17 protein-coding genes are annotated in these 18,257 nt (G+C 74.3%); 12 read left to right on the plus strand and 5 right to left on the minus strand.

Features of this window, described 5'->3' with window-relative positions:
• Nucleotides 1–421: 421 nt before the first annotated feature.
• Nucleotides 422–1,966, plus strand: a complete 1,545-nt coding sequence (locus FY030_RS00455) for an ATP-dependent DNA ligase (RefSeq protein WP_158059794.1) — start codon at nt 422–424, stop codon at nt 1,964–1,966.
• A 14-nt stretch (nt 1,967–1,980) separates the two neighbouring features.
• Here FY030_RS00455 and FY030_RS00460 read toward each other — a convergent pair whose 3' ends face one another.
• Together FY030_RS00460 and FY030_RS00465 are read right to left on the minus strand one after the other, a co-directional pair.
• The gene (locus tag FY030_RS00460; protein WP_158059795.1) at nt 1,981–3,015 is read right to left on the minus strand and encodes a hypothetical protein; all 1,035 of its coding nucleotides are present in this window, start codon (nt 3,013–3,015) and stop codon (nt 1,981–1,983) included.
• Entirely contained in the window at nt 3,012–3,278 is a 267-nt protein-coding gene (locus tag FY030_RS00465) for a hypothetical protein (protein WP_158059796.1), read from the minus strand. The genes FY030_RS00460 and FY030_RS00465 overlap by 4 nt, the downstream gene beginning before the upstream one ends.
• 133 nt (nt 3,279–3,411) lie before the next feature.
• On the opposite strand from FY030_RS00465, the gene FY030_RS00470 reads away from it, so the two are divergent.
• Nucleotides 3,412–4,872 (plus strand): tryptophan-rich sensory protein, encoded by a 1,461-nt coding sequence (locus tag FY030_RS00470; protein ID WP_238348480.1) that lies wholly within the window; start codon nt 3,412–3,414, stop codon nt 4,870–4,872.
• A gap of 17 nt (nt 4,873–4,889) precedes the next feature.
• Here FY030_RS00470 and FY030_RS00475 read toward each other — a convergent pair whose 3' ends face one another.
• Nucleotides 4,890–5,861, minus strand: coding sequence for a MerR family transcriptional regulator (locus tag FY030_RS00475; RefSeq protein ID WP_158059797.1), 972 nt, complete (start codon nt 5,859–5,861; stop codon nt 4,890–4,892).
• Nucleotides 5,862–6,009: 148 nt separating this feature from the next.
• Here FY030_RS00475 and FY030_RS00480 point away from each other — a divergent pair, with 148 nt between their 5' ends.
• The 3 genes from FY030_RS00480 (at nt 6,010) to FY030_RS00490 (ending at nt 8,557) form a co-directional block, all read left to right on the plus strand.
• A complete protein-coding gene (locus FY030_RS00480) occupies nt 6,010–6,810 on the plus strand; it encodes a DUF4397 domain-containing protein (RefSeq protein ID WP_158059798.1) in 801 nt (266 codons plus the stop codon).
• A 149-nt stretch (nt 6,811–6,959) separates the two neighbouring features.
• Nucleotides 6,960–7,754: a class F sortase gene (locus FY030_RS00485; protein WP_158059799.1), complete on the plus strand. Its 795-nt coding sequence runs from the start codon at nt 6,960–6,962 to the stop codon at nt 7,752–7,754.
• Nucleotides 7,755–7,813: 59 nt separating this feature from the next.
• Nucleotides 7,814–8,557: a CPBP family intramembrane glutamic endopeptidase gene (locus tag FY030_RS00490; protein ID WP_238348481.1), complete on the plus strand. Its 744-nt coding sequence runs from the start codon at nt 7,814–7,816 to the stop codon at nt 8,555–8,557.
• On the opposite strand, the gene FY030_RS00495 is transcribed toward FY030_RS00490, so the two are convergent.
• Entirely contained in the window at nt 8,554–9,810 is a 1,257-nt protein-coding gene (locus tag FY030_RS00495; protein ID WP_158059800.1) for an NAD(P)/FAD-dependent oxidoreductase, read from the minus strand. The two genes, FY030_RS00490 and FY030_RS00495, sit on opposite strands and share 4 nt — an antisense overlap.
• Before the next feature lie 94 nt (nt 9,811–9,904).
• Nucleotides 9,905–10,546, minus strand: a complete 642-nt coding sequence (locus FY030_RS00500) for a response regulator transcription factor (RefSeq protein WP_238348482.1) — start codon at nt 10,544–10,546, stop codon at nt 9,905–9,907.
• Nucleotides 10,547–10,729: 183 nt separating this feature from the next.
• On the opposite strand from FY030_RS00500, the gene FY030_RS00505 reads away from it, so the two are divergent.
• The 7 genes from FY030_RS00505 to FY030_RS00530 are packed head-to-tail and all read left to right on the plus strand — an operon-like array spanning nt 10,730 to nt 18,248.
• Nucleotides 10,730–11,884, plus strand: a complete 1,155-nt coding sequence (locus tag FY030_RS00505) for a glycosyltransferase (RefSeq protein ID WP_202879733.1) — start codon at nt 10,730–10,732, stop codon at nt 11,882–11,884.
• Nucleotides 11,881–12,492 carry a hypothetical protein gene (locus tag FY030_RS16510; RefSeq protein WP_202879734.1) on the plus strand — a complete coding sequence of 204 codons (612 nt, stop codon included), beginning with the start codon at nt 11,881–11,883 and terminating at the stop codon, nt 12,490–12,492. Before FY030_RS00505 ends, FY030_RS16510 begins: the two co-directional genes overlap by 4 nt.
• Nucleotides 12,492–12,956, plus strand: coding sequence for a glycosyltransferase (locus tag FY030_RS16515; protein ID WP_202879735.1), 465 nt, complete (start codon nt 12,492–12,494; stop codon nt 12,954–12,956). Before FY030_RS16510 ends, FY030_RS16515 begins: the two co-directional genes overlap by 1 nt.
• Nucleotides 12,953–13,822 carry a glycosyltransferase family 2 protein gene (locus FY030_RS00515; RefSeq protein ID WP_158059802.1) on the plus strand — a complete coding sequence of 290 codons (870 nt, stop codon included), beginning with the start codon at nt 12,953–12,955 and terminating at the stop codon, nt 13,820–13,822. The genes FY030_RS16515 and FY030_RS00515 overlap by 4 nt, the downstream gene beginning before the upstream one ends.
• Complete coding sequence (locus FY030_RS00520; protein ID WP_158059803.1) at nt 13,819–14,967, plus strand: glycosyltransferase family protein; 1,149 nt, start codon at nt 13,819–13,821, stop codon at nt 14,965–14,967. The genes FY030_RS00515 and FY030_RS00520 overlap by 4 nt, the downstream gene beginning before the upstream one ends.
• Before the next feature lie 3 nt (nt 14,968–14,970).
• Nucleotides 14,971–15,927 carry a WcbI family polysaccharide biosynthesis putative acetyltransferase gene (locus FY030_RS00525; RefSeq protein WP_158059804.1) on the plus strand — a complete coding sequence of 319 codons (957 nt, stop codon included), beginning with the start codon at nt 14,971–14,973 and terminating at the stop codon, nt 15,925–15,927.
• Nucleotides 15,924–18,248 carry a glycosyltransferase gene (locus FY030_RS00530; RefSeq protein ID WP_158059805.1) on the plus strand — a complete coding sequence of 775 codons (2,325 nt, stop codon included), beginning with the start codon at nt 15,924–15,926 and terminating at the stop codon, nt 18,246–18,248. Before FY030_RS00525 ends, FY030_RS00530 begins: the two co-directional genes overlap by 4 nt.
• Nucleotides 18,249–18,257: the final 9 nt, after the last annotated feature.

Here is an 18,257-nt window from a genome sequence, read left to right on the forward strand (position 1 = left end):
GAACGTTCACCCCCGGGACCGTGGGGGGCTAGCCCCCGGGCTGTCGGCCGGAACGCGCCGCCCAGTCGCGCCAGACTGTCGGCCTGCTGGGCGCCGGGCATGGGGGAAGAGCGCGCTGGGCCCGTGACTTCCCGCGCGCCCTTCCCCGGTGCACCCGCCCCCCGGTGGTCGCGACTCCGGAGCGATGAGATCCCTCCGTGTGCGGTGCCAGCCGGTGCACCTGGACCGTGTCGGCCGACGTCTGAGGGAGCAGACTTCGACCTTCGGTAGCGGTCACTTACTACTGTACGTCGGGCATCACCAACACCGGGTATACAACGGGTAAGGAGTTGGTCAAGTTTTCCCGTGGACACCTCCAGCCCCCTTCCGGATACGCTCCTCGCCAGGCAGGACATCCCGGGCTGGTGCAGACTCCCCAGGTATGCAGCTCGCCCGCGTGATCGAGACCTCCGCCGCGGTCGCTGCCACCCGGTCGCGCACGGCCAAGACCGCGCTGCTGGCCCAGACCCTTCGGGAGGCGGCAGCGGCTGACTCGGCCCGGCTGGTCGAGGTGGTGGCCGACTACCTGGCCGGCACCCTGCCCCAGCGCACGGTCGGCGTCGGCTGGCGCGGGCTGCGCACCCTGCCGGACCCGGCAGCCAGGTCGACGATGGCAGTGCTGGAGGTCGACGCAGCACTGGAGGACCTGCGCGCGCAGAGCGGGGCCGGGTCGACTGCCACCCGCGCGACGGCGGTGGATCAGCTCTTCGCCCGCGCCACCGGGCCCGAGCAGCGTTGGCTGGCAGGGCTCATCACCGGCGAGCTGCGGCAGGGGGCCGGTGACGGCGTCCTGCTCCCGGCCATCGCTGCGGCCGCGGACGTGCCGGAGGCCCTGGTCCGGCGCGCCGTCATGCTGGCCGGGTTCCCCGGCCCGGTGGCCCGGGCCGCGCTCGCCGGCGGTGCCGAGGCGCTGGAGCGCATCCGGCTGGAGGTGGGGCGCCCGCTGCGGCCCATGCTGGCCGGCTCCGCACCGTCCGTCGAGGAGGCGGTGGACGGGTCGCGGGAGGTCGGCATCGAGACGAAGCTGGACGGGATCCGGCTGCAGATCCACCTGGACGCACGGCCCGAGACCTCCGGCGGGTCTGGCCCGGTGGTGCGCCTCTTCACCCGCAGCCTGGAGGAGATCACCGACCGCCTGCCCGAAGTGGTCAGGGTGCTCGGGGCTCTGGACGCGACGACCGCGGTCCTTGACGGCGAGGTCATCGCCCTGCAGGACGACGGGCGCCCGCACCCGTTCCAGGTCACGGGGGCACGCACCGCCTCCAGCGCCGACCCCGGGGCGCTGGCGCGCAGGACCCCGGTGACGACATACCTTTTCGACCTGCTGCACCTAAACGGGCGAGATGTGCTGGACGAGCCGGCCCAGGAACGGTGGGCGGCGCTGCGGCAGCTGGCGCCTGACCTGGGCGTGGACCGGCTGGTGACCAGCGACCCCGTCGCGGCCCGGTCCTTCTTCGACGACGTCCTGGCCCACGGGCACGAGGGCGTGGTGGTCAAGGACCCGGCGGCCCCCTACGCCGCCGGCCGGCGCGGGGCCGGCTGGGTGAAGGTCAAGCCACGCCGGACGGCGGATCTGGTCGTCACCGGCGTGGAGTGGGGCAGCGGGCGACGTCAGGGGTGGCTGTCAAACATCCACCTGGCCGCCCGCGACCCGAAGACCGGGGAGCTGGTGATGGTCGGCAAGACCTTCAAGGGCATGACCGACTCAGTGCTGGCCTGGCAGACGGAGCGTTTCCTCGGCCTGGAGACCGGGCGCGAGGGGCACGTGGTCCACGTCCACCCCGAGCAGGTCGTGGAGATCGCCTACGACGGGGTGCAGACCTCGCGGCGCTATCCCGGCGGGATCGCGCTGCGCTTCGCGCGGGTGCTGCGCTACCGCGACGACAAGGGGCCGCAGGAGGCGGACACGCTCGACGCCCTGCAGTGAATGCGCCTGGCGGATCAGCGGTCCATGGGCTCGACCGTCGTCACCGGCCCCGGATCCACGTCGGCGCCCGCCAGCACGGTCCGCTCCTCGCGGATCGGCAGGGTATGGCGGACCGGTGGCTCGGTCCGGAAGTCGCCGGGCCGATGGCCCTCGCGGATCGGCAGGGTATGGCGGACCGGTGGCTCGGTCCGGAAGTCGCCGGGCCGATGGCCCTCGCGGATCGGCAGGGTATGGCGGACGGGTGGCTCGACCACCCGGAAGCAGCCGGGCCGCAGCTCGCTGCGGATGGGCAGGGTATGCCGGATCGGTCCCACCCTCCTCGGGTCCACCACCGGGTTCCGATCGCTACGGATCGGCAGGGTGTGCCGGATGATCCCGCCCGCCGCCAGCTCGCGCCACACCTGCGAGGGCACCAGACTGCGCAGGAACTCCGGGGAGGTGCCGTGGGGGAACATCGCCTCCAGGTCGTCGCGGACCTGCGCGAGCCGGTCGTGGCAGCGCTGATCCTGCACCTCGAGGTCGTCGACGTGCTGCCGGACCAGGCGCTCGCGGTCATCCACGGGCAGGACCTCGCGCCACGGCTCCACGGTGAGGCTGCCGACGCCCGACTGCAGGCTCGCCCCTGCCGGATCGCCCGGTTGTCCGGGGAGCCCGATGGACGGGTCGCGGGGCTCGGCGCCGAAGATCGGCCCGGGGCCTCCGGGTGAGCCGAAGCGGGGGCCCGGGCCGCCGCCGTCGGAGAGCAGCTCGACCAGCCGGGGGCCGTGCCATGCCATCGCCGCGGCGAGTTCCAGCAGGGCCGTCCCGGCCGCATCGCAGCAGTCCGCGAGGCGGGTCAGCATGGTGCGGGCGGTGCTGGAGGCCTCCTCGGCCCGGTCGGTGACCTGGCCCTGCCAGCCCAGGGCTGTGACCGGCGAGCCGAGGGTCGATGCGACGGTGACCTCGACCCCGCCCAGGAGCCCGGCCAGCTCGCGCAACCGCTCCCCGGCGGCGCGCACGCCTGCCCCGTCGTGCAGCATCCACGGGCTGACCAGGGGGTGGGTCGTCATGGGGCGTCTCCCGTCGCCGTGGCGGTGCGCTCGGCCAGCTCGCCCATGGCCGTGCCCACGACTCGCAGCTCACCGCGCACCAGCCATAGCCTCCGGTCCACCAGGCCGCGGAAGGGCTCGAGCGCCGCGAGGGTGCGGGAGCCCTGCAGCTCGGCGGCAGCGTCGGTACACCGTGAGTCCCGGCACGCACCCTCCACGTCCGTCCCCGCGTCGACCACCCGGCGCGCGGCCTGCCTTGTGGCCTCGATGTCGATGTACGGCATCCGACTCCCCTTGGTCCCGTTCCGTCTGCCCTCGGCCCGTCCACCCTAACGGCCCGCACGCCCTCCTGTCCCGGCGCCGTCCCCGGCTACCCACCTTGCACGGGCCCAACACCCTGCCTAGCCTCGGACAAACATGAGTCACACGGACGGAGCGAGGGGCATGGGCGGTCGACGCGCGTTGGTCACCGGGGCGACCGGCTACGTGGGCGGGCTCCTGGTGCCCAGGCTCCTGCAGGACGGCTGGTCTGTGCGGGTGCTCACCCGGGACGCTGGCCGGCTCCCCGGCGCCTGGCGGGACGACGTCGAGGTCGTGGAGGGGGACGCCCGCTCCCCGGACGACCTGGACCGCGCCCTCGGCCCGGACGGGGAGCAGGCCCTGGACGTCGCCTACTACCTGCTGCACAGCATGGACCGCGACGGGGACTTCGTGGCCCGCGACCGCCGTCTGGCCCGCAAGTTCGGGGCCGCCGCGCGCCGCGGCGAGGTGCGCCGCCTCGTCTACCTCTCCGGCCTGCACCCGGACGGCCCGCTGTCCGCCCACCTGGCCTCCCGCGTGGAGGTCGGGCGGATCCTGCTGGGCAGTGGCGTGCCCACGGCCGTGCTCCAGGCTGCCACGGTCATCGGCGACGGGTCAGTCTCGTTCGAGATGCTGCGGCACCTCACCACCCGGTTGCCCGTCATGGTTGCCCCCAAATGGCTGCACAACCTGATCCAGCCGGTCGCCATCGACGACGTCCTGCACTACCTCGTGCGGGCGGCCGAGCTGCCCGCCGAGATCAACCGGGCCTTCGACATCGGCGGCCCCGACGTCCTGACCTACGAGCAGATGATGCAGGTCTTCGCGCAGGAGACCGGCCAGCGGCGCCGGCTGATCGCGACCGTGCCGGTGCTCACCCCTCGTCTGGCCAGCCACTGGGTCGGCGTGGTCACCCCGGTCGACGCGGGGGTCGCCAAACCGCTCGTGGGATCGCTGGTGCACGAGGTGGTCTGCCGCGAGGACGACATCCTTACCCTGGTCGGCCCGCCCCCCGGGGGCCGGACGGCGTACCGGGACGCGGTGCGCGCAGCCATGGCGGAGGTGGCGCCGGACACCGCCCTGCGGCGGCTGCGCCAAGGTGTGGCGGCGGTCGTGGCCACCTCCGTCCTCGGCGGCCTGCTGACCGCGCCCGACAGCCGGTGGTACCGCTTGTTGGACAAACCTGCCTGGCAGCCCCCTGCCGGGGTCTTCCCCGTGGTGTGGACCGCGCTCTACGCCGACATCGCGGCGGTCTCTGCGCTCACTCTCGATGATCTGGACCGGCGAGCGGCGGGCGAGGGCGAGGGCGCCCGACGGGCGGGCCGGGAGCGGCGGGCCTACCAGCGCGCCCTCGGGCTCAACCTGGTCCTCAACGCCTCCTGGAGTGCCAGCTTCTTCCGGGCCCACCGCCCCGCTCTGGCGGTCGTGCACAGCGCGGCGCTCGCCGTCAGCGCCGCCGACCTCGCACGCCGCGCCGGGCGGGTGCGGGACACCAGGGGTTGGGCCCTGACCCCCTATGCGGCGTGGTGCGCCTTTGCCACCGTGCTCTCCGGCGAGCTCACCCGGCGCAACCGCTGACCCGGGGCGCCCGGCACTCAGGCCTGCCGCCGGCGTTCTGCCAGGCGGCGGGCCACCTCGACCGGGTCACCCTCCAGCCGCGTGGCCCCCAAGCGGGCCGCGACCTCCGGTGTCGCGCCTGGGCCGGCGACGATCACCTGCGCCCTGCCCAGGGCGGCAGCGGTCTCGGGCAGCTCGGCCAGGTGGTCGGCGGCCTCGGCCAGCGGCTGCTCGCGCACCGCGGACAGCACGACGAGGTCGGGCTCCAGCGCCTCCACGGCGGAGCCGAGGGTGGCCAGCGGGGTGTCGGCGCCAAGGTAGCGCACCCGCCAGCCGGTCCGGCCCAGCACTACGCCGAACGCGAGCAGCGCCAGGTCGTGCCGCTCGCCGGAGGGGCAGGCGAGGACGGCTATCGGACCGGTCCCGGCGTCCCAGGTCAGGCTGAGGCTGGACAGCCGGATGCGGATGAGGTTGCTGGCGAAGTGCTCCTGGGCGACGGTGAACCTCCCGGCCGCCCAGCGGTTGCCCGTCTCGTGCAGGACCGGCATGACCAGGTGTGCGATGGCGCCCTCCACCCCGAGGTGCTCCAGGGCGACGTCGAGGATCGCCTGCGCGGCCGTGCCGTCGAACTCACCGATCGCCTGGAGCAGCCGCTCGCGAAGCCGGGAGACACCCGCATCGTGTAGTCCGTCACCGGCCCCATCGCGCTCGGTCTCGCTGGGGCTTGTGCTGTTGGTAGGGCTGATCAGGTGCTCCAGCTCGGGCGGCAGTTCTCGCGAGGCGTGCAGCGCGGTCGCCGCCGCCTGGGCGGCTGGCATGCCCTCCTCGCGCAGCCGGGCGGTCTCCCGGACCCGCCACTCGTCCTGCGGTCCGTACAGGCGATACCCCCCTGCCGACCGGCCCGGGGTGAGCAGGCCGTAACGCCGCTCCCAGACGCGGAGCACGTGCACGCTTACCCCCGTACGGGTGGCCAGCTCTCCGATGCGCATCGTGGGTAGGGGCGTGGGCATGCGGCCACCCTACAACCGTGAACAAGCACTGGACAGAACACTGAAGAGAACACTAGACAGACATTAGACAGGTATGCCATGCTCGGCATCAGAGCCGGAACCGCCGGACAGCTTCACCCAGGCCCCAAGGAAGCACCGAGGAGAAACCATGAAGCGCACCGCAGTTGCCCTCACCGGCGGGCTGGCTCTGGCCGTCACCGCCGCCGTCCCCGCACTGGCCGACAGTCACGAGTCCTCCGTCTCGGTGCTGCACGGGGTGCCGGGCCTGACCGTGGACGTCTATGTCAACGGGGAGGAGGCGATCCCGGACTTCGCGCCCGGGACCCTGACCGACCCGTTGACCCTGGCGGCCGGCAGCTACGACGTCGCCGTCTACCCCGACGGGTCCGACCCGGAGGCCGACGAGCCGGCCATCTCCGCCGAGGGCCTGGAGGTCCCCGGGGGCGCGAATCTGACCCTGGTGGCCCACCTGGCTGCCGACGGCACGCCCACCCTGGCGGCCTTCGCCAACGACACCAGCCAGCTCGAGGCGGGCGAGTCTCGCCTCACGGTCCGGCACACCGCGGCGGCCCCGGCGGTCGACGTGCGAGCCGGTGGCGAGGCGGTCATCCAGGCGCTGGAGAACCCGAACGAGCAAGTCCTGGAGCTGCCGGCGGGCACCGTCTCGGCCGACGTGGTCGCGGCCGGCACCGACACCGTCGTGCTCGGCCCTGCCGACCTTGCGCTCGCCGAGGGCACCAACACCATCGTCTACGCCTGGGGCTCGCTGGACGACGACACCCTGGACCTCGCGGTCCAGACCATCGACGGGCTGCACGGCGACCCGGGCGGCGTCCCCGGCGGTGAGGCTGGCCTCATGGGCAGCGGCTCCACCGTCCTGTGGGTGCTCGCCGCCGCGGGTGCGGCAGGCGTCGCGCTGGCCAGCCGCCGGCTCGCTACGCACCAGTGACGAGGCAGGATGACGTCACCAGCCTGAGGTTGCGGTGGTCGCCATCCGGCGTCGACCCGACCAGGCCCGGGTGGGCTGCCCGGACTCACACCGGGAGGCCGCCGGGGGGAACGATCCCCTCGGCGGCCCGGTGACGAAGGAGGTGCCAGATGGCTGACGAGCGGACGCATGGGCGACGCCGGCTGTGGTGGGCGGTGCTGGCGGGCGGGTACGCGCTCCTCGTCGCCGCGGTCGTGCTGGCCCTCGCGACCAGAACCCCCGCCGACTTCACCGAGAACCCGTCGGCGGACGGGCCCGCGGTGAACGCCCTGGCGGCCCTCGATGATGGCACCGCCGCGACAGCTGCGCCGCAGGGCGCCACGGACCCCGACGAGCTGGCCGGGAGGGTGGGGCTGAACCGCGCCGTGGCGCCGGCGAGCACCCGCACGGTGCCGTTGGTGCCCGAGGAGGCCCGACGGCCCGCCACGGCCCCGGAGCGGACCGCGACCACGGCGCCGGTCGGCCTGGAGATCCCGGCCGTGGACATCACCGTCGACGTGGTCCCGGTGGGGGTGGACGTCGATGGGCAGATGGAGATCCCGGCCAGCGGCTTCGACGTGGGCTGGTACCGCTACGGTGCAGCCCCCGGCGAGGGGGAGGGGTCCGCGGTGCTGGCCAGTCACGTCGACACCCTCGCCGCGGGCAAGGGCGTGCTGGCCCGGCTCACCGACCTGCGGGCCGGTGATCTCGTCTCGGTCACCCTGGAGGACGGCAGCGCGGTGGACTACCAGGTCACCGGCCGTCGCACGGTGCCCAAGGCCGAGCTCGACGTCGGGATGCTGTTCGACCGGTCCGGGCCAGCGCAGTTGCGTCTGGTGACCTGCGGCGGGCCCTGGCAGCCGGAGCGCTCCGGCTACCGCGACAACGTCATCGTCACCGCCGCGCCGGTGCCCGCGGCGTCGTGACGCGGCGGCGAGACCGCTCGAGCCGCCTCAAGGGCGGGGGCACGGCATACCGTGAGGGTGTGGACGGACGCGGGCTGCGGAGGGACGAGCTGCGCCACTTCCTGGACGCGGCCCTGGTCCGCAAGGTGCCCCGCGACAACCGTGACACCCCGGTGGCTCTGCGGCGGCGCCGCATCGTCTGCGCCTTGACCCTGGTCGTCGGGGCGGTGATCCTGGGGGTCGGGCTCAACGTGCCCCCGGGGGAGCCTCTCTTCCTGCTGCTCACCGGGCTGCTCGCGCTGGTCTGGTTAGGGGGAGCGGTGCTGGCGGGTCGGATGCACCTGGGGCGGGCCTGGACCCGGGATGGTCGCCTGGCGAGGCCGCTGGTGCAGTCGCTGGCGCTGGGCCTGCTCGCCGTGGGGGTCTTCTGCGCCGGCGCCGTCGTCGTCGCCCAGGTGCCGATGCTGCGCGACCCGGTCAACGCGGTGCTCGACCACGCACGCTCCGCGCCCCTGCCGGTCATCGTCCTCATCACGCTGGTCAACGGGCTGGCGGAGGAGGTGTTCTTCCGCGGGGCGCTCTACGCCGCAGTCACCCGTCGGCCGGTGCTGGTCACGACCGTGCTCTACACCCTGGTCACCGCGGCCACCGGCAACCTCATGCTCGTCTTCGCGGCGGCCCTGCTGGGGGTGCTCGTCGGGGCGCAGCGCCGGGTGACCGGTGGCGTGCTGGGCCCGATGGTCACCCATGTGACCTGGTCGGTGTCGATGCTGCTACTGCTGCCGCCGCTGCTGACTGCGCTCGGCTCAGCGCCGGTCGGCTAGGCCCCGGCCGGGGTGGCGGCCCCAATCCGGGCCAACCAGCCGTCCGCCGCTCGCCGGCCGCTGACCATGGCGCCCTGCACTGACGCGGTGTCGACGTGGTCGCCGGCCAGGATCAGACCCGTCTCGACCTCGAGGGCGGAGCGGTTGGTGAACGGTGCCGGCTGCTCGGGCTGGGCGTAGGGGATGTCGTGGCGGCGCACCAGCTCCCAGCGGGAGGTGTCAGTGGCGTAGATCTGGCTCAGGTGGGTGAGCACATCCGCGTCGGCCACCGGGTCCTGCCCCGGCCGCAGCAGGGACGAGGCCTGCACCAGGTGCCGTCCGACGGGGGCGTAACTGGAAGCGACGTTGGAGATGACCGCCGTGGTCAGCACGGGCCCCTGGCGGTCGCACTGGTCCAGCACGATCGTCTTCAGGTCCGTCGGGGCCTCGTCCATGGCGTACCAGTGGGTGGTCACGCCCTTGCCGGCCGGAGCGGGCCGGCCGGTCAGCTGCTCGACGGTTACCGGGTCGGTGGCCACGACGACCAGCCCGGCCTCGATCGTCTCCCCGCCGGCGGTGCGCACCCGGCCTCCCACGGCCTCCACGACGGGGGTGTTCAGCTCCACCGGGGTGTGCAGGGCCGCCGCCAGCTGCTCGGGCAGCTGCTGCATCCCCTGGGCCGGTAGCGAGGGGGTGCCCTTGAGGAACTTGCGGGCGAGCAGGAGCGCGAAGGCGTTGGAGGTCCGTCCCTCGTCCTCCAGCAGCACCCCGGCGAGGAAGCCGGCAACCACCTTGCGCAGCGGGCCGCTCAGGCCGGCCTGGTCGAGCGCCTCGCGGATGGTCATGTCACCCTCCCCGGTGACGATGTACTCCTCGCGCATGCCGGGGGCGAACCAGCGGGCCAGCGCCGCCAGGCTCGCGGGGTGCAGCTTGCCCGACGCGAAGGTCTGGCGGAGCAGCTGGGGCTCGCGGCGCACGTCGGCCAGGATGACCAGATCACCGTGCCGAGGGCTGCGGCAGGCGACCGCGTTGGTGAACGGCTGCAGGTCGAGGGCGTCCACGTCCGCGACCGCCTTGATCATCGGGTAGGCGGGGTTGAGCACATGGAAGCCCCAGTCGACCAGGAAGCCGTCGACGCGGTCGGTGCGCACCCGGCCTCCTACGGCGTCGGAGGCCTCCAGGACACGGACCGGCACACCCGCCTCCTGCAGGGTGAGGGCACAGGTGAGGCCGGCCATACCGGCTCCGACGACGACGACTTCGGCTCCAGGCATGGGGCACAGCCTAGGCGGGGATCGGTGTTCCGTCTTGTCGGCTGCCGCCGGGGGGCCCGCTAAGCCCAGGTCGAGATCCGGCCCGCTGGTGCCGTCAGCGCAGCTCGCGGTGGTGGTCGGGGAGCATGCCGTGCTCCATGCCCCAGCGCACGGCCTGGCTGCGCCGGGTGACGCCGATCTTGCGGTAGGTGGTGCGAATGTAGGACTTCACCGTGTTGATCGACAGGTAGGCGCGCGTGGCGATGTTCTCGTTGGTCATGCCCTGGGTGATCAGCGCCAGGATCTCCGCCTCGCGTGCCGACAGACCGTGCTGCTTCCCGGGCCAATGGCCGGTGAGCGGCTCTCCGGCCGGCTTGGACGCAGGGATGAGCGTGACGACCTCACCGGCCGCGATCCGCTCGATCGCGGACACCAGATCCTCGGCGGCGGTGGACTTGTCCACGTAGCCGGCGCAGCCCCGGTCCAGGGCCTGCCGCACCAGCTCGGGCTGGGCGTTCCAGGAGTACACGACGATCCGCCCGTTGGTGGGGTTGCTGGCCAGCCGGGCGATGTCCTCGGAGTCGGCCTGGTTCTGGGCGAAGGTGTCGTAGAGGGTGACGTCCACCGGGGTGATCGTGGCAGTGTCGAGGTTGAGCTCGACCACCTGCACCCGATCGGCGAAGGGGGCCAGCATCGCCTCCAGGCCGTGCACGACCACGTCGTAGTCATCGCGCAGGGCCACGGTCACGGGGTTCACACCCGAATCCTAACCGTCTCCCTCGGGAGGATGCCTCGAGCCGGACGCCGCAGGGTACGCTTCGGGTGGACCCGAGTGGGGTCGCGACGGACACTGATCATCCACCGGGTCTCCCCGGTTGGCGGTGCTCCTGTCCTCCCTCTGCAGGGGCATCATCGTCGTCGGGGCAGAGATGGGAGCGTCGTGCACGTCGTGGTCATCGCGCACACGCGCCACCCGATCAGCCAGCCCTTCGCCGGTGGCCTGGAGTCGTTGACCTGGCACCTCGTCCACGGGCTCGTGGACCGCGGTCACCGGGTCAGCGTCTTCGCCGCCCGGGGCACCGAGCCCATCCCGGGGGTGGAGCACCTGTGGCCGGAGGAGCTGGAGCTCTCGCCGGCTGCCCGCCAGGACGTCTCGATGCCCGAGGAGGGCTCGATGCAACGGCACCACGCCTACCTGCGGCTCATGCTCTCCCTCGCCGCGCGGCGCGACGTCGACATCGTCAACAATCACTCGCTGCACTACCTGCCGACCGCGATGGCTCCCACCCTGCCCATCCCCACCGTGCTGACGCTGCACACCCCGCCCACCCCCTGGCTGGAGTCGGCACTGGCCAGCGCCCGGGGCCTTCCCGGCCCACCGGTGCACGCCAGCGCGGTCAGCCGCCACACGGCGCGCGCGTGGGCGCACCTGTTGCCGGCCCAGGTCGTCGCCAACGGCGTCGACACAGGGACGTGGCGCCCGGGCCCGGGTGGGGAGCGGTTGGTCTGGTCGGGCCGGATCGTGCCCGAGAAGGCCCCGCACCTGGCGGCGCGGATAGCCCGGGCCGCCGGGCTACCGCTCGTCCTGGCCGGCCCTGTCTCGGACGAGGCTTACTTCCGTGAGGTCCTGGAACCCCTCTGTGGGCCGGAGGTGGAGTACGCCGGTCACCTGCGCGCCCCCGACCTCGCCGAGCTCGTGGGGCAGAGCGCGGCAGCGCTGGTGACACCGGCCTGGGACGAGCCCTACGGCCTGGTCGCGGCCGAAGCACTCGCCTGCGGCACGCCCGTGCTCGCGCTGGCCCGGGGCGGCCTGCCCGAGGTCGTGGGTCCCGACGTGGGCCGGCTCGTGCCCGTGCCGGACGGCGCGGGGACCGAGGACGAGGTCGTCGCCCGCGGCGCTGCCCTGCTGCCGCAGGTGCTGGCCCTGTCGCGTCAGGACTGCCGCAGCTATGCCGTCGCCCACCACTCCCTGGACCGCATGGTCGACGACTACGTGCGGCTGTACGAGCATATTGCCGAGGCCGGGCCCGCCCGCCCGGGCGGGCGGCCAATGGGGCGAAAGGTCCGCCGCGTGCCCGCCTGGGGGGTGGCATGAGGATCGCCTACTACGTGCACCACCAAGGCCAGGGCCACCGGCGGCGAGCGACCGCCGTGGCCCGTGCGCTGACCGCGCCGGTGACCGGGCTGGGCAGCGGCCCCGCGCCGGAGGGCTGGCCCGGGGAGTGGGTGGAGCTGGCCCGCGACGACGACCCCGCAGTGGAGGACCCGGCGCTCGCGGACGTCACCGCCGGCGAGACCCTGCACTGGGTGCCCCGGCACCACCCCGGGCTGCTGCGGCGACAGTGGCAGATCGTCGACCGGCTCGTGCACGAGCGGCCCGCGCTCCTCGTGGTCGACGTGTCCGTCGAGGTGGCGCTCCTGGCGCGGTTGTGCGGGATCCCGGTCGTGGTCGGCGCGATGCCCGGCGACCGGACCGACAGCGTGCACGCCCTGGCCTACGACGCCGCCGAGGCACTGCTGGCACCCTGGCCCTACGCGGCTCACCTCGACGCCGGTTGGCACGCCGACTGGTGGGAGAAGGCCTGGCACGTGGGCGGGATCAGCGCCCTGGTCGCGTCGACCGGCCGCCCGGCCGCGCCCTCGTTCGGGGCAGGGATGACGCGCCTACGGGGACTGGTCGTGCCCCGGGGGACCGTCGGGTGATGGTGCTCTGGGGGCAGGGGGGCGACCCGCTCTCAGCTGAGGACATCGACGGAGCCCGCGCAGCGACCCCGGGCTGGGAGTGGACGGTGCGCGGCGGGGGCTTCCCGCCGGCCGCCGACCTCGCGGCGGAGCTGTGCGCCGCCGACGTCGTCGTCACCCACGCAGGGCAAGGCAGCGTCGCGGACGTCGCCTGGGCCCGCCGCCCCGCCGTGGTGCTGGCGCAGCCGCGGCCCTACGAGGAGCAGGCCGCGACCGTGCACGCCCTCGACCGCCTCGGCCTGGCCGCGGTGGGCTACGGGTGGCCGCGCGATCACCGCTGGCCCGAACTACTGGAGCAGGCCCTGGGGCGGGGAGGGGAGGGTTGGTCGGCCTGGGGGGCCGACGGGGCCGTGCAGGCCGCAGCCCGGCTTGAGGACCTGGCCCGCCGGCTCAGCCCGGGCGACGCGCGGCGGAGGGCCTCATGACTGACCCGCTCGTCGCCGTCCTGACCATCGCACACGGTCGCCACGACCACCTGCGCGGGCAGATCGCCGGCCTGGCGCAAGGGACCAGGGAACCGGACCTGCACGTCGTGGCCGCCATGGACGACCCCGAGGTCGCCCGGGTGGCCGCCGACGCGGGGGCGCGGGGCTCCACCCGCCGCACTGTCGTCGACGTGCCCGCCGACCCGCGTGGTCTGCCCCTGGCGGCCGCCCGCAACCTCGCCGCGGCGGAGGCCACTGCGCAGGGAGCCGACCACCTCGTCTTCCTCGACGTCGACTGCATCCCCGGGCCCACGACCGTGGCCGCCTACGCTGGCGCCCTGGAGGCCCTGACGGGGCAGCGGCCCTCGCCGGCGGTGCTCGGTGGCGACGTCGCCTACCTGCCCCCGTTGCCAGCTGGGCAGCGCGACTGGACCGGCCACCTCGGGCTGCTCCCCGAGGCCGGCGAGCACCGGCCGGACCGGGTGCGGCTGGCCCCGGGGGAGCACCTGCCCGAGCCCGACCTCAACCGGTTCTGGTCGCTGTCCTTCGCGATGACCGTGGTCGACTTCTGGGCGATCGGCGGCTTCTGCCCCGACTACGTGGGTTACGGCGGGGAGGACACGGACTTCGCCCAGGTCGTCGGCGCCCGCGGCGGCAGCCTGACCTGGGTCGGCGGGGCCACCGCATACCACCAGCACCACCCCTCTCCGTCGCCGCCGCTGAACCAGCTCGAGCCCGTCGTCCGCAACGCCGGGGTGTTCGCCGACCGCTGGGGCTGGTGGCCGATGGAGGGCTGGCTCGAGGGGTTCCGCGAGCGCGGGCTGGCAGCACCGGATCAGAACGGTCGCTGGCGGGTGACCGCGTGAGCTCGCCCCTACGGGTCCGCCAGGTGCCGGCTGCGCACGCCTACGTGCAGCACCTGCTGCCCGCCGCCGACGTGGGCAGCAGCCCGGTGGTGCACCTGCCGGATCCGCCGGTCCCGGGGGCACCTACCGGGCAGTGGTGGCCACACCCGGCGCTGGAGGCGGACTGGGTGCGCCGGCACGCCCGGGAGCAGGATGTGCTCCACCTGCACTTCGGCACCGAGGGTCGCAGCACGGCACAGCTCGCCGCGTGGCTGCGGGCGGTGCGGGCAGCGGGCCTGCCGCTGGTCTACACCGTGCACGACATCGACCATCCACACCTGGTCGACCAGACCCGCCACCGCGAGCACCTCGCGCTCCTCGTCGAGGCGGCCGACGGGCTGCTGACCCTCACGGAGGGGGCCGCGGCGGTGGTCGAGCGCGACTTCGGCCGCCGACCCCTCGTCGTCCCGCACCCGCACGTCGCACCGCTGGACCGGATCGGCCGGAGGGTGACCACCGACCCTGGCCCGCTGCGGGTCGGGGTGCACCTGAAGAGCCTGCGCACCAACCTTGCGCCGATGCCGCTGCTGCCCGCGCTCGTCGAGGCGACCGCGGTGCTGCGCGCCACCGGGACTATGGTCGAGCTCGAGGTCCGCGCGCACCCTGAGGTGCTCGACCCGGCAGTAACCCGGCACGATCCCGCGGTGGCGAGCTGGTGGCGGCGCCTGGCCGGCGCGCCGCCCCCGGGCGTGGACTTGGTGCTCGCGCCCCGGTTGGGGGACGAGGAGCTGTGGGACTACCTGGCCGCGTTGGACGTCTCGGTGCTGCCCTACGCGTGGGGCACCCACTCCGGGTGGGTCGAGGCGTGCCGTGATCTGGGCACGTGGGCGCTGACGCCCGACATCGGGCACCTCGCGGAGCAGGGTGCGGGCGCCGTGCTGATTTGGAATGATCAGGGTATGTCCCAGGATCTGGCGTTGCCGTCACGGCGGCTGACCGGTGAGCTCGTCGGCCTGCTCGCCCGGGCCGTTGACGGGCCGCCCCAGGGGTGCACGCGGGCCCGGCGCGAGGACCAGCGCAGCCAGATCGCCGCCCTGCACGCGGGGGTGTATGCCGCCGTGGTGGAGGGCGACAGGGTGGACGCGGCGGCGGCGGAACTGGTGTAAGCCATGGCCCCTGACCGGCGCATGCGGCACTACGGCGCGTTCTACGGGCTGGAGCGGCTCCCGGGCACTCGGTCCGCCGCCGCGGGCACCGGGGCCGGCCGGGATGACGCCCCCGGGCCCCGGGTCCTCGTCTACGGCAACTGTCAGGCCGAGGCCCTGCGGGTCAGCCTGGCCTCGGCCGGGACGGTGCAGTCGGTGCGGATGCCTCCGGTGCACGAGCTGACCCTCCAGGACCTGCCGCAGCTGGACCGTCTGCTGGGATGGGCCGACGTGCTGGTCGCCCAGTCCGTGGCCGAGGGGTATCGCGATCTGCCGCTCGGGACCCGCCAGGTCGCGGCCCGGCTGCGAGGCGGCGCCCGGGTCGTGCTCATCCCGAACTACTTCTCCACCGCGCTCTACCCCGAGCAGGTGCTGGTCCGCCACGAGGACCCCGGGGTGAGCGACCCCCCGCTCGTGCCCTACCACGACGTTCGGCGGCTCGGGAAGGCCGCCGGCTGGAGCGGGCCCGCCGAGATGCCGACGACGGCGGTGCGCGCGGGCGCGGAGGCCTCCATCGCCGAGCTGGAGCGGCGGGAGGGCGAGCAGGGGTCCCTGGTGATCAGCGACGTGGTGCGCAGCACGGGGGCGGAGGCGGGTTGGACGGTGGACCATCCCGGCAACCCGGTGCTGCTGGCGCTGGCCCAGCGGGTGATCGACGAGGTCGGCGCCGGAGGTGAGGTCTGCGACCCCGGGCGGGTTCTGCTCTCGGAGGTGATGACCCCGCTGCGGCCCGAGGTGCTAGACGCCCTGGGCCACGACCCCTCCGCAGCGCGCACCGGTTGGGTGGTCCGGGGCGAGCAGGTCAGCGACGAGGAGGTGGCCGCGGCCCACGAGGAGTTCTACGCAGCCCACCCCCGCGTCGTGGAGGTCGGCCTGGCGAAGAAGGGTGCCGTGCTGCGCCACCTTGGATGGAGGCCGTGACCCGCCTGCGACACCCGCTGCTGCACGTGGTGCCCGGGCCGGCGCAGCACGGGGTGACCAGGCACGGGCTCGGACTGCACCACCACCTCGCGGCCGTCCACGGTCAGGATGTCGAGCTGCTGCGCTGCCGGCGGCTGGACGAGCTCGAGGACGGGGCCCTGGCCGGCCGGGTGGCCGTGGTGCAGGTGACCGACCGGCTGGTCGCCGGCGACGCGGAGGCTGCTGTCACCACCTGGCGCCGGCTCATCGGGGGGGTCGCCCGGCTCACTGCCGTCCTGCACGACCTGCCGCAACGCTCCGACGGGCGATCCCGCCCGGCCCGCTCCCGCCTCTACGCGACGCTGGCCGCCTCCGCCGACGAAGTGGTTGTCGCCAGCCGCCACGAGTGGCTGCTGCTCGCCGCCGTCCTGCGCTGGGCCTGTCCTCTCCAGGCCGAGGCGGTCCTGTCCCGCACCCGGGTGGTGCCCCTGCCCATCGAGCGCGCCGCGGCGCAGGGCTGGGAGGACCCCGACCCTGGCGAGCCCGGGGTGCTCACCGTGGTGACGCTGGGTTTCGTCTACCCGGGCAAGGGGCTGGAGGAGGTGGTGGACGCGGCGGCGCTCGCCGCCCGCGACCCCAGGCTCGCCGGCCGCCGGATCGAGGTGCGCAACCTCGGTCGGGCCTCCGAGGGTCATGAGGATCTGCTCGGGCAGCTGCAGGCGCGCGCCGCGGCGGCCGGGGTCACCTGGTCCACCAGCGGCTGGGTGGACGACGCCGACCTGCCCCGGCTGGTCGCCACCTCCGCGGCCACGGTGCCCGTCGCCGCCCACCGACACGTCTCGGCCTCCGGCTCGGTCGCGACCTGGCTCGCCGCGGGCCGGCGACCCCTGGTGCTCACCTCCCGCTACGCCGAGGAGCTGGCGCGCCGGTTGCCCGGCGCCGTCCGGCTGGTCCGGCCCCCCGACCTGGCCCGCGCGGTCGCCGACGCACTGGCCGACCCGGTGACGACCGTCCTTCGTGACGGGACGCCGCTCGGGCCGAGCTGGGCGCAGGCAGCGTCCGCGCTGCACGAGGTGGCGACCCGGCCGGCCGTGTCGGTGGTCGTCCCCTACTACCGCGACCAGCGCCTGCTCGATCTCATCCTGGCCCGCCTGCAGGCACAGACCGGTGTGGTCGGTGACCTCGAGGTGGTCGTCGCGGACGACGGCTCCCCGGAGCCGCCCGACGTCGGTGCCGGCCCCGGTGTTGACCTTGACGCCCTCGACCGGGGCGTAGACGCGGGCGCGGTCCGGTCGATCCGGGTGGTCCGTCAGCACCGCGACGGGTTCCGGGCGTCGGCGGCCCGCAACCTGGGTGCGCGGCACAGTCACGGCCGGGTGCTGTGCTTCCTGGATGGTGACACCGTCCCCGAGGACACCTACGTCGCCGCGCTGCAACGGACCTGCCTGCAGGCTCCGACCCTGGCCCTGGGCCGGCGCCGGCATGCGCACCTGACGGGAGCCTGGCCCCCGCCGCCGGAGGACGAGCTGCCCGAGCCCGCCTGGCTGGACCAGGGCTACCGCGCGAGCGACCACCTGAGGGCCGCCGACGACGGCTCCTTCCGGTTCGTCATCTCCGCGGTGATGGCACTGACCCGGCCGGTCTGGGATGCGGCCGGTGGGTTCGAGGAGGGCCTGACCGGTTATGGCGGGGAGGACTGGGAGCTGGCCTGGCGATGCTGGCTCGCCGGCGCCGACCTGTGCCACGTGCCCGAGGCCGTCGCCTGGCACGACGGGCCGGACCTCGCCGGGCGGGCCGAGCAGGTGGCCGTGGTCAAGAACGCCGAGACCCTGCGGCTCTCGCCCCTGCTGCCGCACCCCCTGGTCCGGGGCCGGGGATGGACGCACCCCCAGCCGGACGTGGTGGCCGTGGTCCGGACGAAGGGGTGGACACCCGGACAGGTCGTCGTGGTGGTCGAGGCGCTGCTGCGGCTCGGGGATGTCGGCGTTTGGGCGGGACCGTCCGCCCTCCCGCCGGAGGTTGCCGACCCGCGCGTGCACCCGGGCTCCCCGGACACGGCGGTCCTGGCCCGGGCCCGCGCCACGGTCGAGGTGACCCGGCCGGTGGCGGTGACCAGGGTGCCGTGGACGGCCTACCCCCTCGACCTGACCGGCGCGGTGTCCTTGCCACGGTCGCCCCTGGTGGACCAGGGCACCTCCGGCGTGCGGGTCACCGCCCGCCGGCACAAGGGCCGGCACCACCTGCACGGCGAGCCGATGCCGCCGGCGTGGCTGCCCCAGGACTGGGTCGAGCCGGTGCAGCCCGAGGTCGTGCTGGAGCGGTGGCGGCAGGGCCGGCCGTAGGGTGAGCCG

Origin of the sequence: Ornithinimicrobium pratense (assembly GCF_008843165.1) — a bacterium.
GTDB classification, from domain to species: domain Bacteria; phylum Actinomycetota; class Actinomycetes; order Actinomycetales; family Dermatophilaceae; genus Ornithinicoccus; species Ornithinicoccus pratensis.